The organism is Hymenobacter cavernae (genome assembly GCF_014641455.1).
In the GTDB taxonomy this organism is placed as follows: Bacteria; Bacteroidota; Bacteroidia; order Cytophagales; family Hymenobacteraceae; genus Hymenobacter; species Hymenobacter cavernae.
In genome coordinates this window covers 320,201-333,979 of the sequence record NZ_BMHT01000004.1, presented here as the reverse complement: position 1 = coordinate 333,979, position 13,779 = coordinate 320,201, and the positions used below count along the sequence as shown (strand labels likewise).

Genomic DNA, 13,779 nt, shown 5'->3' with positions numbered 1-13,779 from the left:
AATAAGTATCTCACTTCTCCACCAATTCCCATGAAAAAACTAGCTTTATTCTTCGCTATGATGGGCGGCGCGCTCCTAGGCAACGCCGTCTCAGCCTCCGCTCAAAGCTTCTGCACCTTAGGCGGTGCCGCGCAGTGTTCAAACCTAGGTGCTACCCGCGGCAATGAAGTAGGTGTATCTCTATGTGGCAACCTTGACGGCCGGGAGCGCTCCATAAGGGAATCTTGGTTTCTGGCTGAGCAGGCGCAAAGCCAAGGCCGCTGGGATGATTATGCCTACTGGTCTGCCTACTCCGATGGCGTCGCCGGCGCGTTGTGCCCTTTGTATGGCCGACAATCCTCTCCTACTAGCGCTACCCCAGCTGACAACACGAAAGCAAAGGAAACAGCATCAGCCAAGTAACTACTCTACTTGTTAGACTACAAAAAAAGCCCCGATGATATCGGGGCTTTTCGCTTTTACATTTTCTGGATAGTGCTAGCCGCTACCAGCTGCGCAATAGCGATGTTAAGCCAGCCTTTTGCTTTGCTGTATAACTCCTTGAGTTCCTTGGACAGCACCTTCGTAGAAATACCGGTAACGCTGCGTTCCAGCCCGCGAAAGTACCGGGCATTGTGCGTAAGGCCAAACCCGCTGGCAGTCAGCGGAAAATCATCTATGCGCCCGAGGTGGGTTCTCGTTGGGCGTCTACTTTCCGCGCTAAGGGCCGTATAAGCGACGCTACCTGAGCTATCAACCTTATTCCTCGTATCCATCTCTGCCGATGATGCCCTTGCCGTGTGTGCTGCTGGTCGACGACGACACAACCACCAATTTTCTTAACCGCTCGCTGCTCACCCGCCTGGGCGTGGCCGAACGCATCCTCGTCGCGCAAGATGGGGAGCAGGCCCTGCGCAACCTAGGTCAGTACTGCTTGCCGCCTACGCCCAGTTGTCCGATGCTCATCTTGCTGGATGTGAACATGCCCGGCATGAACGGCATTGAGTTTCTGGAAGAGTACCAGCAGTTGCCGCTCGCTGCCCAAGGCGCCATCGTCATCGTGATGCTGACCACCTCGCTGCACCCGCGCGACGTGCAGCGCGTCGAGCAGCTCGGCATCGTATCGGGTTTCGTCAGCAAGCCCCTGACTCCGGAGAAAGTCCACGGATTATTACACACGCACTTCCCGCCAGGACCGACTACCTAGCTTTTCAGGCAGTATCAGATTGGCGGGAGTAATGGCTTCATTCTGCCAGCAGTGAGACAATGACAAACCTAGGCCCTGGCCTTTGGCGCTTCGGAAGGTGATTCTGAGACGTATTCGCGGGGTATGCGTACGTATCTCACTTGGTGGGGGTGTATTTTCACGACCCACTTTGCGCTGCTATGTCTACTACTTCCACGTTCCCGGCTCTCGACCTGTTCCCCGCTGAGCCGTTACTCACCACGGTGCTTGACCTGTCGCCTAGCGGCATCGTGCTCTGCACGCCCGTATACGACAAGGCTGGCACCCTCGTAGACCTAGCTTTTGCTTACCTCAACCCGGCCGCGCAACGCCTGTTGGGGTTGCCGGCCCAGCCGACCACTACCTTCACGCAGCAGTTTCCCAACAGCCTCACGGATGGAAGCTGGCCATTTCACCGCGATGCGTTTTTCTCAAGCGAGCCGCACTCTTTCGAGCTCACTCGCTCCGTCGCTGGTCACCAGCAGCGCTTGCACCTAGTAAGCCAGCGCGTGGGCGGCGGGCTGCTGCTCAGCCTTAGCGAGGCGCCTGCATTGCCAGAGGCAGCTCCTGGGGTTTCGGAGCCGGCAGGCCGCCGCTCGGCCGAGCGCGGCCAGCAGCTGGAGCGCACCGACGCGGTGCTGGGCAGCTTGCAAGAGTTTGTGTACCTCTTCGACCTTGATGGGCGCTTTCGCTACGTAAACCAGCCCCTGCTCGATTTATGGGGGCTGACGCTGGAGCAGGCTATCGGCAAGAACTTCTTCGACCTCAATTATCCTACGCCACTGGCTGCTCAGCTGCAAGCAGAGATTCAGCAGGCAGCCACCACCCGGCAGCCAGTAACGGGAGCAACAGCCCAAACCAGCCCCACGGGCGAGTACGAGTACACCTTTGTTCCCCTGCTCGACGCCAACGGGGTGGTGGCAGCCGTAGCCGGTCGCACCCAATCCGTAACGGAGCGCCGCCGGGCCGAGGCTGCCCTGCACATAAGCGAAACCAAATACCGCATGCTGTTCGAGACCATAGACGCAGGTTTCTGCCTGATCGAGGTTCTCTTCAACGACCAGCAGCAGCCGGTGGACTACCGCTTCGCGGAGGTCAATCCTGCCTTTGAGCGGCAGACCGGGCTGGTGAATGCCACCGGGCGCACCATTGGGGAGATGGCGCCTGAGCTCGAGCAGCACTGGTTTGATATCTACGGCCAGGTGGCGCTGACGGGCCAGCCAGTGCGCTTCGAGCAGCGGGCCGAGCCATTGCAGCGCTGGTTCGACGCGTACGCCTTCCGCGTGGGGGAGCCGGGTCAGCACCAGGTAGCCGTCCTGTTCAACGACATCTCTCAGCGGCGCCAGGCCGAAGAATCTCTGCGCCGAAGCGAGCAGCAGCAGGCCTTTCTGCTCCAGCTCAGCGACCGGCTGCGCCCGTTGTCCGACGCGGCCGACATTCAGTATCAGGCGGCCTGTGCTCTGGGAGAGTACCTAAGTGCCAGCCGCGTGGGCTACGCCGAGGATCAGGGTGACAACGAGCACATTGTGGTCACGCGCAACTACACTAACGGCGTACCTAGCATCGAAGGCCGCTACCACTACGACGACTACGGGCAGGAGCTGCTGCGCGCCTTCAAAGCAGGTCGAACCGTCGTGCGCCCCGACATTGCCCACGACCCGACGCTCACCGCCGAGGAAAAGGCAGCCCACGCGGCCCTACAGCTCGGGGCCACGGTCAACCTGCCGCTGCTTAAGGATGAGAAGCTTATTGCTGTGCTTTTTATGCACTATCCGACGGCCCACACTTGGGCCAACGACGAGCTAGCCTTACTCGCGGAAACGGCCGAGCGCACCTGGGCTGCCGTGATGCGCGCCCGCACTGAAGCGGCTCTGCGCGAGTCGGAGGAACGGTTCCGGATCATGGCCGACGCCGTGCCACAGATTATTTGGATCACGGATGTGGAAGGCCGCACGGAGTTCTTCAATAAGCAGTGGAGCAACTACACAGGCGTACCTTATGAGCCGAGCACCGCCGCCGCGGTGGCGGGCGGGTTTGTGCATCCGGCGGATAGTGCCCATACGATGCAGGCCTTTGAGGAAGCGCGTCGCACCAATACCGTTTTCCAGGTCGAGCACCGCATTCGGGCTGCCGATGGCACGTATCGCTGGTTTTTGGTGCGCGCCGAGCCGTTCTACGACCCGGTAAGCGGGCAGATTATCCGGTGGTTCGGCTCTTCTGTTGACATAGACGACCGCAAGCAAGCGGAAGAAGCGGTAAGTCGCAGCGAAGAGCGGCTCCAAAAGGCCCTGTCCATCGACACAGTGGGGGTGCTCTTCTTCGACCTGGAAGGTCGCATCCACGACACTAACGCCGCTTTCGAGCGCATAAGCGGCTACAGCCGTGCTGAGTTAGCTCAGGGTCAGGCGTATTTGGACGCATTAACGGCGCCGGAATCCATCCAAGCCACGCACCAAGCCTTACAGGAGTTGCGCACCACCGGGGAGAGCACCCCATCTGAGAAGCAGTACCTGCGCCCCGACGGCTCGCCCTGGTGGGGACTGTCGGCGGGCAAGCGCCTGAGCGAGACCGAATCTGTCAAGTTTGTGCTCGACATCACCGAAGCCAAGCGGGCGGAAGAGGCGCTCCGGCATTCGCAGCAACAACTTCAGCACGCCAACGAGCGGCTCACGCGCACCAACGTCGACCTAGATAACTTTATCTACACCGCTTCCCACGACCTGAAATCGCCCATCACCAACATCGAAGGCTTACTCCAGGAGTTGGAGTATCAGCTACCGGCCGATAAGCCACTCGCGCAGCAGCTGCTACCCTTGATACAGATGATGCAAAATTCGGTGGCTCGTTTTCAGCGCACCATCGACCACCTGAGCGATATTACCAAGCTGCAAAAGGAGTATGACCCACTTATTACGGAGGTGCTTCTGGAACCCGTTATCGAGGATGTACGCCAAGACTTACAGCCACTCATCGTGCAAACCGGGGCGCACGTAGAAGTAGACGTGGCCGCTTGTCCCAGCGTCCTGTTCTCGCCCAAGAACCTGCGCTCGGTTATCTACAACTTGCTCAGCAACGCGCTCAAGTATCATCACCCCGAGCGACCGCCGCGCGTGCGCATCTACTGCCACCCTGCCCCGGAAAGCCAGGAGTTCGTGCTGTACGTGCAGGATAATGGGCTAGGCATCAGGGAGAGCCGCTACCCGGAGCTCTTCGCCATGTTTCGGCGCCTGCACAACCACGTAGAAGGCTCGGGTATCGGGTTGTACATGGTGAAACGCATGGTTGAAAACGTGGGCGGCCGCATTGAGGTGCAGAGCGAGCTAGGCGTAGGAACGACTTTTTCCGTGCATCTGCCCTACGCTTCAGCCACGAACAGGAACTATCGCACGTAACGCTGATACCTCAGGGTATCGGACCAACGGACATGGTAACAAGCGCGCCCGACCTAGGTACCTAGGTCGGGCGCGCTTGCTCTGGCTTGCCGCAACGCTTACGGTTCATTAGCCGGTTCGGCACCTAGGGTGCGGGTGCCGGCATAATAGTAGAGTTCAGCCAGCGTCTTTTCGTAGCTGGCGCGCATGCTTTCCTGCTTTAGCCGCAAGTCGATAAGCTTGGTTTCGCGATTGTTAACGAGGAAAATGGTGCTTTCGCCTAATTCAAATTTTTGCAGCTCCGCTTGCAGCAAAGTGCGTTGGTTGGCAATGGTTTGGGCCTGCACCGTGAGCTGCCGCTCGTAGGCCTTCAGTGTGTTGTACACGGCCTTAACCTGGTTGACAATGGTGCGACGGCTTTGCTGTTGTTCCAGCGTGGCATCCAGCACTTTAAGGCGAGTTTGCTGAAGCTTGCCGCGCTCTTTACGCAGAAACAGCGGGAAGGCAAAGTCAACCCCTAGCTTGTAATTGTTCCAACCGACGTCGTAGTACCCCGGTAGTTCGGGGCGGTAGAAGTCACCGCGGCTGAGCAGGCTGCCCGTCACGTTGATGACGGGCTTGAGCATTTCCCGCTGGTAGCGCTCCTCGATACCGAGCTGCCGAATCTTGGCGTCGAGCTTGATGAGCGTAGGATGGCGGTTGGAAGCTAGGTCTTGCAGCTGCGCAAACTGTGTCGTGTCGACCGCGGTGAGGCGGGGCACCTGCGGAACGGCGTAGGTCGGCAACTCTACCGGTTGGGCGTCCTTGTTCCACAAATGGTTCGAGAGCACCAAGCGAGCATTTTGCAGCTCTACCTGGAGCTGCTCCGATTGCACCAGGCGGTCTTGCACCGTAATGCGAGCTTCCACCGAGTCGATGGGTGCTTGGTCGCCGAGGATGGCGCGCCGGCTGGTAGCCCGAAAGCGCGTATCGGCGAGTTCGACACCCTCCCGAATCAGTTCGGATTGCTGGTAGGCGTAGTACCAGTTCCAGTAATCCTTGGCCGCTTGCAGCCACACCTCGTTGATCTGCTTTACTTTATCAGCCTCGGCGGCCGTCATCATGATGCGCGCCTGGCGCAAGGTGCTGCGCCGGGCGTCGATCAGCAGCCCTTGGCCTAGGGGCACCGACACTCCTACACCTGCCAAGCCATTGAGCGGCGTGCGGTGCTCAGGATTGACGTAGGTGCCAACCATGCGGTCGTAGCTGGCTTTCAGGTCGATGCCGCCCGGCCAGAGCGGCACCTTCAGCTCATTACCCCAAAGGTTATAGTAGTCGGTCCCGCCGAACAGCTTGCGGTCGAAGCCCGAACCTAGCTTAGGGTCGAAGCCACCGCGAGCTTGTTGCACCTGCGCCTGCGCGTCGGCGCTGAGCAGGGCCGCCTGCTTTACCACGGGGTGATTGGCAAAGACTAATTCGGCCAGGTCTTGCAGCGAGAACACGCGTGCCGTATCGGTAGCAGAGCGGTCGGCGGCGAGCTGGTGCGTTTGGAGCGGCGCCGGCGCGCCGGTGCCCGGCGCGCGTACCGGGAGAGATTTTAGCTGCGCTTGGGCGCCAAAGGCCAGCGACAACAGGCTGAATAACGTCAGCCAACGCGAAGTAGGGCGCCCAGCTAAAAAGGGCCTTCTCATGATTTCTTGTCCTCGGCTTTGTTTTTAATGGGAGCCTCCTGCGGAGCCGCTTGCAAGCTAGGTGGGAAGCCATTGAGCTGCCGCCAGATTTCGTACCACACCGGCACCGAATCCAGAATGACCCAACCATACACGCCCGAACCTAGGCGCAGCTGGGCCGGCCACGCCCCGTCGTTATTGGCGCGGTCAAGCTTGGGGCGCACTAGTAACCGGTACTTGCCATTTGTGGTGCTGACCACGTCAATGACCGTCACGGTGCCGCCAAATGTGCCGACAGCCACCGACGGCCAGCCCGAAAACTGCACTGCCGGCCAACCATCAAACTGCAAGCGCACCGTGCGCCCGCGCTGAATAAGAGGCACATCCATGGCGCGTACGTACAGCTCGGCAGCGAGTACCGGGGCGTCGGGTTGCAGGGTTGCAATAGACTCGCCCTCTTTAATCGTCTCGCCGATACCGGCTTTGAGCGTGCGCACCACGTAGCCTGCTTGCGGCGCCCGCACGACGTACATACCGCGGCGCACCTCTACGTTGCTGATTTTATTGCGCAACGAGGCGACTTCACCCTCCGAACTCGACAAGCTCGACACGGCCGAGCTGCGGTCCGATTGGGTTTTGGCAATGTCTTGCTCGTACTTGGCCCGCAGGTTAGCGAGCTCGATGCTAGCGTTGGCGAGCGACTGCCGCGAGTTCAGCAACTTATTGCGTTGGGCCGTCACCTTAGCTAGGTCTTCCTGTAATTTCAAGCGCCGCGACTCAATATCCGTCAGCGAGAACAACCCGTTTTTATAGCCTTCTTCGTAGCGCGCCAGGCGGGCCCGGGCAATCTGGAAGGCATTGTTCACGGCCACTAAGTCTGCGCTGTCGATCGAAACGGTGTTGCGCGCCTGGGTCACGCGGTTGCGCGCGGCCGATAGCTGTACCTCCAGCGTAGTGCGCAGGGCGGCCAGCTGCTGATCGGTCGCGCTGATTTTGGCCGCGTTGGCCGCCACATTGCCCTGTTTGGCGGCTAGCTGCTCGCGCAAACGTTGGGGCAAGTTGGGGTCGAAGTACTCGTCCTTGATTTCGGAAATCGTGAGGATTGTATCGCCTTTCGCCACTAACTGGCCTTCGCGCACGGCCCAGTGCTCAATACGACCCGCAATGGCGTTTTGCACGGTTTGGGGCCGATCTTGGGGGCTTAGCGTGGTGAGCGTGCCGGTGCCTTCAATGGTTTGTCGCCAGGGCAAAAACAAGATAATCAGGAAAACGCCCCCCACTACCGTCATGACGCGGCCAATACGCCGGCCGCCTTTCGGGTCAAGTAGTTCTTTTTGCGAGCGACTGAGCTCTTCATCCCAGACAGCCGCGTCTACACGTTGATTCGATAGATTAAGCATGTACTTCGGAGGTCTTTTTTTCGTCGAGGGGTAAATCCGTTACCACGGCAAGCTTTTCCACGCCGGTCAGGATGTCGAAGATGGTGCTCACGCCAGTTACCAGCTTCTCGATGGAGTTGCTAATCTGCACGATAAGCACTTCGGCCGCCACGAACTGACCTAGGGTCATTTGGCGGGATACCACGAACAAGGTGCCGGCTATCAGCAGGCCGCCCGTCAGCACCGTGCGCAGGGCCACCGACCAGCCGAAGTATTGCTTCAGCACCCGGAAGTGGTCGTTGCGCGCGTGCAGGTAGTCGGCCGTAAGCTCATCGGTGCGCTGCATGGCGCGGTGTTGCTGCTCGGGATTGTCGCGGTATTCTGGTAGAGCGCCGGCCACTTTCTCCAGCCAATCAACCGTCTTGTACTTATACGACGATTCCTCCAGACTCGTGCGCAGGGCCCGCTGGTAGTTTAGCCAGTAAATAAACACCAGCATCAGGAGCGTGAATAAACCTAGCCCGATAAAAATAGGGTGGTAAAACGACAGCACAATCACGCCAAATACTACCTGAATGCCCGCGAACGTCAGGTCAATCAGGAGCTTGGTAAGGCCCTTTTGTACCGTCAGGATATCGAAGAAGCGGTTGACCAGCTCGGGCGGGTTTTCGCCCTCCAGGGCTTTTGGCTCAATGCGGGGCAAGCGGTAGGCAAACTCGACGGCGGCTTTAGCAAACAGGCGCTGCTCAATGGATTCTACCAGCGTCATTTGCCCAATGAGCAGAAACCCACCCAGCAGCACCCCAAGCACGACAACCCCAATCAGGATATAGGTGGACGCAAACACGGCCCCCGTCGATACCAGGTTGAACACGGCTTGGGTGCCGAGCGGTAGCGTAAGGCTGATGAGGCCCGAGAGGATGGCGTAGTAAATGATATAACGGATGGAACGGCGTTCGGTATCGAGCATGCGCGTGAGGCGCTGCCAAGGAGTAGGCGGTGGTAAGAGTGCGTTTTTAGAAGCCATGCAAATAAAGTGGGAGCCGGGGACAGTATGCGGCGCATGCCACGCGCCTACACTAAGAAAGCTGCGCCGATAAGCTGGACTATAGAACAAGAACAGCTGGCGGGAAGAGAAGAGCTAGCTTTTTGGGATGGAGATGGTATTTGAAAGCACTAACTTTTTACGTCGCAAAGGTAATACCCGACTAATGAAATAGGATTAAAATTAAATTAAATGCTATTTTAAAAACATTACCGAGCTTTAAATTGTATTATGTTGTTTTGCCATGACCACTTGCATGACCAAACAGTGCAATGAGCTTTGAGCAAGACGAGAACAGGACACGATTCAAAGACTGCGTTGGCTACCAAACGTTAGCCGTACCTGAATCGCCCTTCTAAAGTGGCCCCTGGCTTCTCTATTATCTAACGAACAAGGAAGCTGTTACCTGCTCCGCACCGTTCCGAAAACAATAACATCTTAAGCGCCGTTGATTAACGCGGCTTATGCAGAAGCTACGTCAACAGGCACACGGTTCCATGCAGAAGAAACCAATGCCAGGTAACACATTGACTACGTGACTATAGCAAAAAGATATACAGGAGCTTCTTGTGCTGAACGAGCCGGTACCCTTGGCTTAGCTGTACTACTGATAACGATGCAGGCCGCAGCGCAGGGGCTACCCAACGGTACATCACCGGCTACCCCGGCGCAGAGCGGCAGTCAGCAAACCTTCGGGGGCCACCTGCGGGCCAACAGCAACAACAGGAATTGCAGCGTCGGCGGCAGCAGATGCAACAAACCAGTGAACAGCCGCAGCCCCCGCCACCTGCTGCACCTATTCCCGCTGCCGCCGGTCAGCCGGCGGTGGGCGGAGCGCCTGCCGCACCTAGGGGCACTAGCCTGCCCGGCGAACCGCGGGGCGCTACTACACCCCGTGCTCCGCTGGGAAGCAGCCCATCGGGCGGTAGTCTGTCAGGCATGCAGACCGGTGCGGCCCGCGTGCTGACGACTGCACCTGCCAGCCTGAGCATAGCCGAAGCCATTGCCATTGGCCTGGATAATAACCTGACAACGCTCCTCGCCAGCGAACGAGCCGAGGAGGCCCGGGCGCTGCAACAACAGGTTCGCTCATTTTTGCTACCCAACATCAGCGGCACTGCCTACCAACAGAACCGCACCGTCAACCTAGCTGCCCAGGGCTTCTCCAGCGGAGGCGGGGAACCCGCGGGTGGAGGTATGGGTGGGGGCGCTCCTGCCATTCCTTCTTTTATTGGTCCCTTCAACACCTTCGATGCACGGCTCAATTTCTCCCAAACAATTTTGAACATAGCTGCCCTGCGGGAATATAAAAGCAGCAAAGCGGCCGTGCAGGTCGCCGACCTCACGGCGCAGCTAGCCCGTGAGCAAGTAGCAACGTTTGTGGCCCTGGCCTACCTCAGCGCTCAGCGCAGTCGCCTGGAAGTAGCCGCCGCCCGAGCCGATTTTGATCTTGCCGAGGCACTGCGCCTCTCCTGGACCAGCATCGCATTTACCTGATCGTGCATCGCCCCGACGGACCCGTCGAGTTTCAGTACGCCATTGTAGCCGAGACTCGCATTGAAGGCCTTTCTACATCCGTTGCTGGTTCGAGGAGAATACCTTGGCCGAAATGGGTGTGGAAGACTCGGGCAAAACAACGACGAATGAGCAGCAAGCAAAAGACGCGGACGGCGGGGATTTTCCAACCCGATCTACGAGACCAATCTTCAGGACCTAGCTACCAGCCAGGCCGCCGCGGGTGGCAGCCTGGCAGATGCCCCACAGCGAGCTCAAGCCACCGTATATGGCGCCGTTCAGTTGCAAGCCAGCGTTCTGTCTTACCTCGATGCGTTCTATCTACTAGGGTTTGCCTGTTTGCTGGCCATCCCGCTGGTATTTCTGCTGCGTGCCAATAAGCCTGGGCAAGAGCAAGGTGATGCCGCTGGCGCAGGCTAGATTGGTGAAAATCAGCGCTTCGCGAGCGGCGATGCGGAAGCTCAGTTTGCCTACAAAATCTTGGCTTCTTTCCCCTCTCTTGCTGTATGACCTCTGGCGGTTTACGGCGCTGGTGACTTACTACCTAGGTGTACGTTCGCGGTTTTCAACTCTCCCGCATTGTGTCACTAAATGAGGTTTTGGAAGTGACTACCTAGCTCCAGATTTTTACACAAATCCTTTATAGCTACAATCAATATATAACTGATAATCAGCCTTGTGCTCAGATGCATTAATTTATATTATTCTTATAAGCAGCGCATAGAATATGAAATTGTAATTATCTCCTACTCGTACTTCTACCGAGTAGGTAACGAGCTTAGAAGCAGGCAAGAATAAATGTGCAAAATATTGATAACTAACACATGACAGCAAAACATATTGCCTTGATCAGAATCTAAACCACTGTGCGCAGCATCCGTTAAGCTGATCATGCAGGATGTTCCTGCCATTCGAACTATATAGTATCATTCCATGAACACCGAAGCCCTAAAACAACTGATCAAAGACGGCTTATCTGCCCAACAAGCTGGTAGCAAAGTAGCCGCTACTGCTACGGATGAAATCCAGAACGACGCCAAACATCCTGCGTTGAAGCAAGCCCTCCAACAAGGAAACGAAACGTCTAAAGAGTGGACGAAACGCATTGAACGCGCCATTGCCGAAGTGGGTGGCGTAGACGAACAAAACAACGAAATCCTGGAAGCTCACTACCAAGTGAGCAAGGAGATTCGCGGCAAAGCCGAAACCGACGACGCGCGCGACCTAGGTATTATTGCTAGCGGCCAGCTAGCGCTGCACTACTGGATTGCTTCGTTCGGCACGGTGGCCTCTTACGCGGCCTCGGCTGGTTTTACCCAAACCGAGCAGGAGCTGAAAGCTTCGGTGCAGGAAGCCAAGCAAGCCGACGACAAGCACACGGACATCGCCCAACAAATCCTGGCCGCTCAATAGGCCTCCTCATCCCTCCTACCCGCTCGCTCAACTATAGCACTCTGCTCAGGCTTATTATTGGTCTGGCCTAAGCAGAGTGCTTTGAGGTTGCACGGAAATCCAGTTTTCACACGAAGAGACTGGTGGTGCCCATCGTAGCGGCCGATTTAGCCGGCCGGATCAGCGCGGCGAGGCGCAGTAGCCAATGCGTGCGCGAAGGTTGCTTGCGAGTGTTCATAGCGTGGAACGGTTGTCGCCGCAAAATTCGGCGCCCTAGGTTAAATCAATGTGCTGGTGTTGTGACGATTTAATGAAGCTTAGCAGCTCCCTGCAATCCGCTGCCTGAGCAAAGAGGCAACCTAACCTATTAGTGTGCGATGGCTACTGCACTCTGCTATTGCTGTTTGTATAGCTTACGTTCGTGCGTTCTTCCTTACGCCTCATTTACAACTTTACCCGTGGTGGTTGCCGTGCCCGCGCTCAGAATGCTGGCAACGTATTTCCACTGTGAGGTGGCATTGGTGGCCGTAAACTCAGCCAGCACGTAGCCGCGCTGATACGCATCCAGGTAGTTGAGGTCGTCGATGAGCAGCTCCGTCGATTGACCAAAGGCTTGCGCCGCTGTTGCATTGCCCCCGAACAGGGCTTCAAAACCAGGGGACGTGACGGAAGGACAGGCAAATTCGGCACCTACTTTCCGGCCGCTAGCATCACGCAGGTCGTTGTACCAGGCGTTATGCGTGTCGCCGGCCAGGGAAATTAACTTTTTGCCATTGGCGGCAGCGTAGAGCTTTTCCCGCTCGGCAGGATAGCCGTCCCAGGCGTCCAGGTTGTAGGGCAGCACCGTTTCCACGCGGGCGCGCTCGGCGGGCGTCACCGTAGGGTCGCCCTGCTGAATGCGGCTTTTGATAGCGATAAGCTGCGTAGCTACGGCCGTGTACTGCGCTACCAGAGCCGGGGTAGCGCCGCCCGAAGCTAGCTGCGCAATGAGTGGCAGCAGCTCGGCGGGAATGTACATCTTGCCCATCAGCACCTGCGAGCCCAGCACCTGCCACTTAGCCTGACTGCCTGCCAGCGAGGCAGCTAGCCACGTGCGCTGCTCGGCCCCAAGCATGCTGCGGTTAGGATTGAGCCAAGCCGCCGCGAAAGCCGCCGTGTTGAATACGTTGCCAGGGCCGAAGTAATTGGTATAATCTAACTGCTTGTCGCGGCCCAGCATGCGCGTATCGAGCATCAACAGATTGGCCAGGCCACCTAGGTCGAAGCTGCGGAATATCTTCTCGGGACTGATGACGCGTGCTGGTAGGTACTCGTGCCACACTTGTTGGGCGTTCTTCTTCCGCTGCTGAAAATCGCCTTCGTTGGGTTGGTGGTTTTCGGCGCCGTCGATGTAGGCATCGTTCGCTAGCTCGTGGTCGTCCCATATGCAGATGAAGGGCTTGAGCTGGTGCGCTTTCTGGAGCTGCTTATCACTGCGGTATTGTTTGTAGCGGGTGCGGTAGTCCTGCACGCTGATGACCTCCACGGTAGGCAGGTGCCCCCGGTTCAGGGCGGCCGTGGCGGGGTTGGTGCCGTACTCGCCCCGGCCGTACTCGTAGATATAATCTCCGAGGTGCACCACTACATCGGCCTCAGATTCGGCCACCGCCCCGTACACGTTGAACAAACCCGCCTGAAAGTTGGAGCACGAAACCACCGCTAGCTTCACGCTGCTGACCTGTCCGGCCGTGGGCAGCGTATGCGTTTCGCCCACTACCGACTTCACTTGGCTCAGCTCGTTTTGGAAGCGGTAGAAGTACTTTTTGTTCGGCGTGAGCCCCGCCACATCCACGCTGAACGTGTAGTCCTTCGCCGCCGAGGCAGTGCCGCTGCCACTTTGCAGGATGGGCGCAAAGCTGCTGCTTTCGGCTACTTCCCACCGAATGGTGGCATCGCCTGCTTCGCTCAGCAAGGGCGTGTAGCGGGTCCAGAGAATAACATTGGTTTGCGAAGGATCGAAGCTGGCGACGCCCTCCAGAAAGCCGAATGAACCGGGCAAGCCGGGCAACTCGCCATCGTCGTCGCAGCTGGTGAGCATGGTTGGCAGCAGCGCCACACCTCCCGAAATCAGAGCCGTATTCTTAAGAAACTCCCGGCGATTAAACTTCTTTGTATTATTCTCCGACATACTAAAATTATTTAGTTTGCCGGCGAAGGTACAGGAGGCTTATTACCTAGGTGTTAT

The 13,779-nt window shown here is 57.7% G+C and carries 9 protein-coding genes; 5 read left to right on the top strand and 4 right to left on the bottom strand.

The window, feature by feature from the left end; genetic code table 11:
• The first annotated feature begins 30 nt into the window (after positions 1 to 30).
• The 3 genes from IEX74_RS12450 (at position 31) to IEX74_RS12440 (ending at position 4,596) form a co-directional block, all read left to right on the top strand.
• Entirely contained in the window at positions 31 to 402 is a 372-nt protein-coding gene (locus IEX74_RS12450) for a hypothetical protein (protein WP_188814321.1), read from the top strand.
• Positions 403 to 763: 361 nt separating this feature from the next.
• Positions 764 to 1,186: a response regulator gene (locus tag IEX74_RS12445; RefSeq protein WP_188814320.1), complete on the top strand. Its 423-nt coding sequence runs from the start codon at positions 764 to 766 to the stop codon at positions 1,184 to 1,186.
• 179 nt (positions 1,187 to 1,365) lie between these two features.
• Complete coding sequence (locus IEX74_RS12440) at positions 1,366 to 4,596, top strand: PAS domain S-box protein (protein WP_188814319.1); 3,231 nt, start codon at positions 1,366 to 1,368, stop codon at positions 4,594 to 4,596.
• Between the two features lie 98 nt (positions 4,597 to 4,694).
• Here the strand turns inward: IEX74_RS12440 and IEX74_RS12435 are convergent, their stop codons facing one another.
• From IEX74_RS12435 to IEX74_RS12425, 3 genes are read right to left on the bottom strand one after another with little or no spacing between them, the layout of a single operon-like run.
• Positions 4,695 to 6,245 carry a TolC family protein gene (locus tag IEX74_RS12435; protein ID WP_188814318.1) on the bottom strand — a complete coding sequence of 517 codons (1,551 nt, stop codon included), beginning with the start codon at positions 6,243 to 6,245 and terminating at the stop codon, positions 4,695 to 4,697.
• Positions 6,242 to 7,624 (bottom strand): HlyD family secretion protein, encoded by a 1,383-nt coding sequence (locus IEX74_RS12430; protein WP_188814317.1) that lies wholly within the window; start codon positions 7,622 to 7,624, stop codon positions 6,242 to 6,244. The genes IEX74_RS12435 and IEX74_RS12430 overlap by 4 nt, the downstream gene beginning before the upstream one ends.
• Positions 7,617 to 8,630, bottom strand: coding sequence for an ABC transporter transmembrane domain-containing protein (locus tag IEX74_RS12425; protein WP_229755252.1), 1,014 nt, complete (start codon positions 8,628 to 8,630; stop codon positions 7,617 to 7,619). The genes IEX74_RS12430 and IEX74_RS12425 overlap by 8 nt, the downstream gene beginning before the upstream one ends.
• A 768-nt stretch (positions 8,631 to 9,398) precedes the next feature.
• On the opposite strand from IEX74_RS12425, the gene IEX74_RS12420 reads away from it, so the two are divergent.
• Positions 9,399 to 10,145, top strand: coding sequence for a TolC family protein (locus IEX74_RS12420; protein ID WP_188814316.1), 747 nt, complete (start codon positions 9,399 to 9,401; stop codon positions 10,143 to 10,145).
• Between the two features lie 951 nt (positions 10,146 to 11,096).
• Complete coding sequence (locus IEX74_RS12415; protein ID WP_188814315.1) at positions 11,097 to 11,576, top strand: DUF892 family protein; 480 nt, start codon at positions 11,097 to 11,099, stop codon at positions 11,574 to 11,576.
• A 412-nt stretch (positions 11,577 to 11,988) separates the two neighbouring features.
• Here IEX74_RS12415 and IEX74_RS12410 read toward each other — a convergent pair whose 3' ends face one another.
• Positions 11,989 to 13,722, bottom strand: a complete 1,734-nt coding sequence (locus tag IEX74_RS12410) for an alkaline phosphatase D family protein (RefSeq protein ID WP_188814314.1) — start codon at positions 13,720 to 13,722, stop codon at positions 11,989 to 11,991.
• Positions 13,723 to 13,779 lie beyond the last annotated feature (57 nt).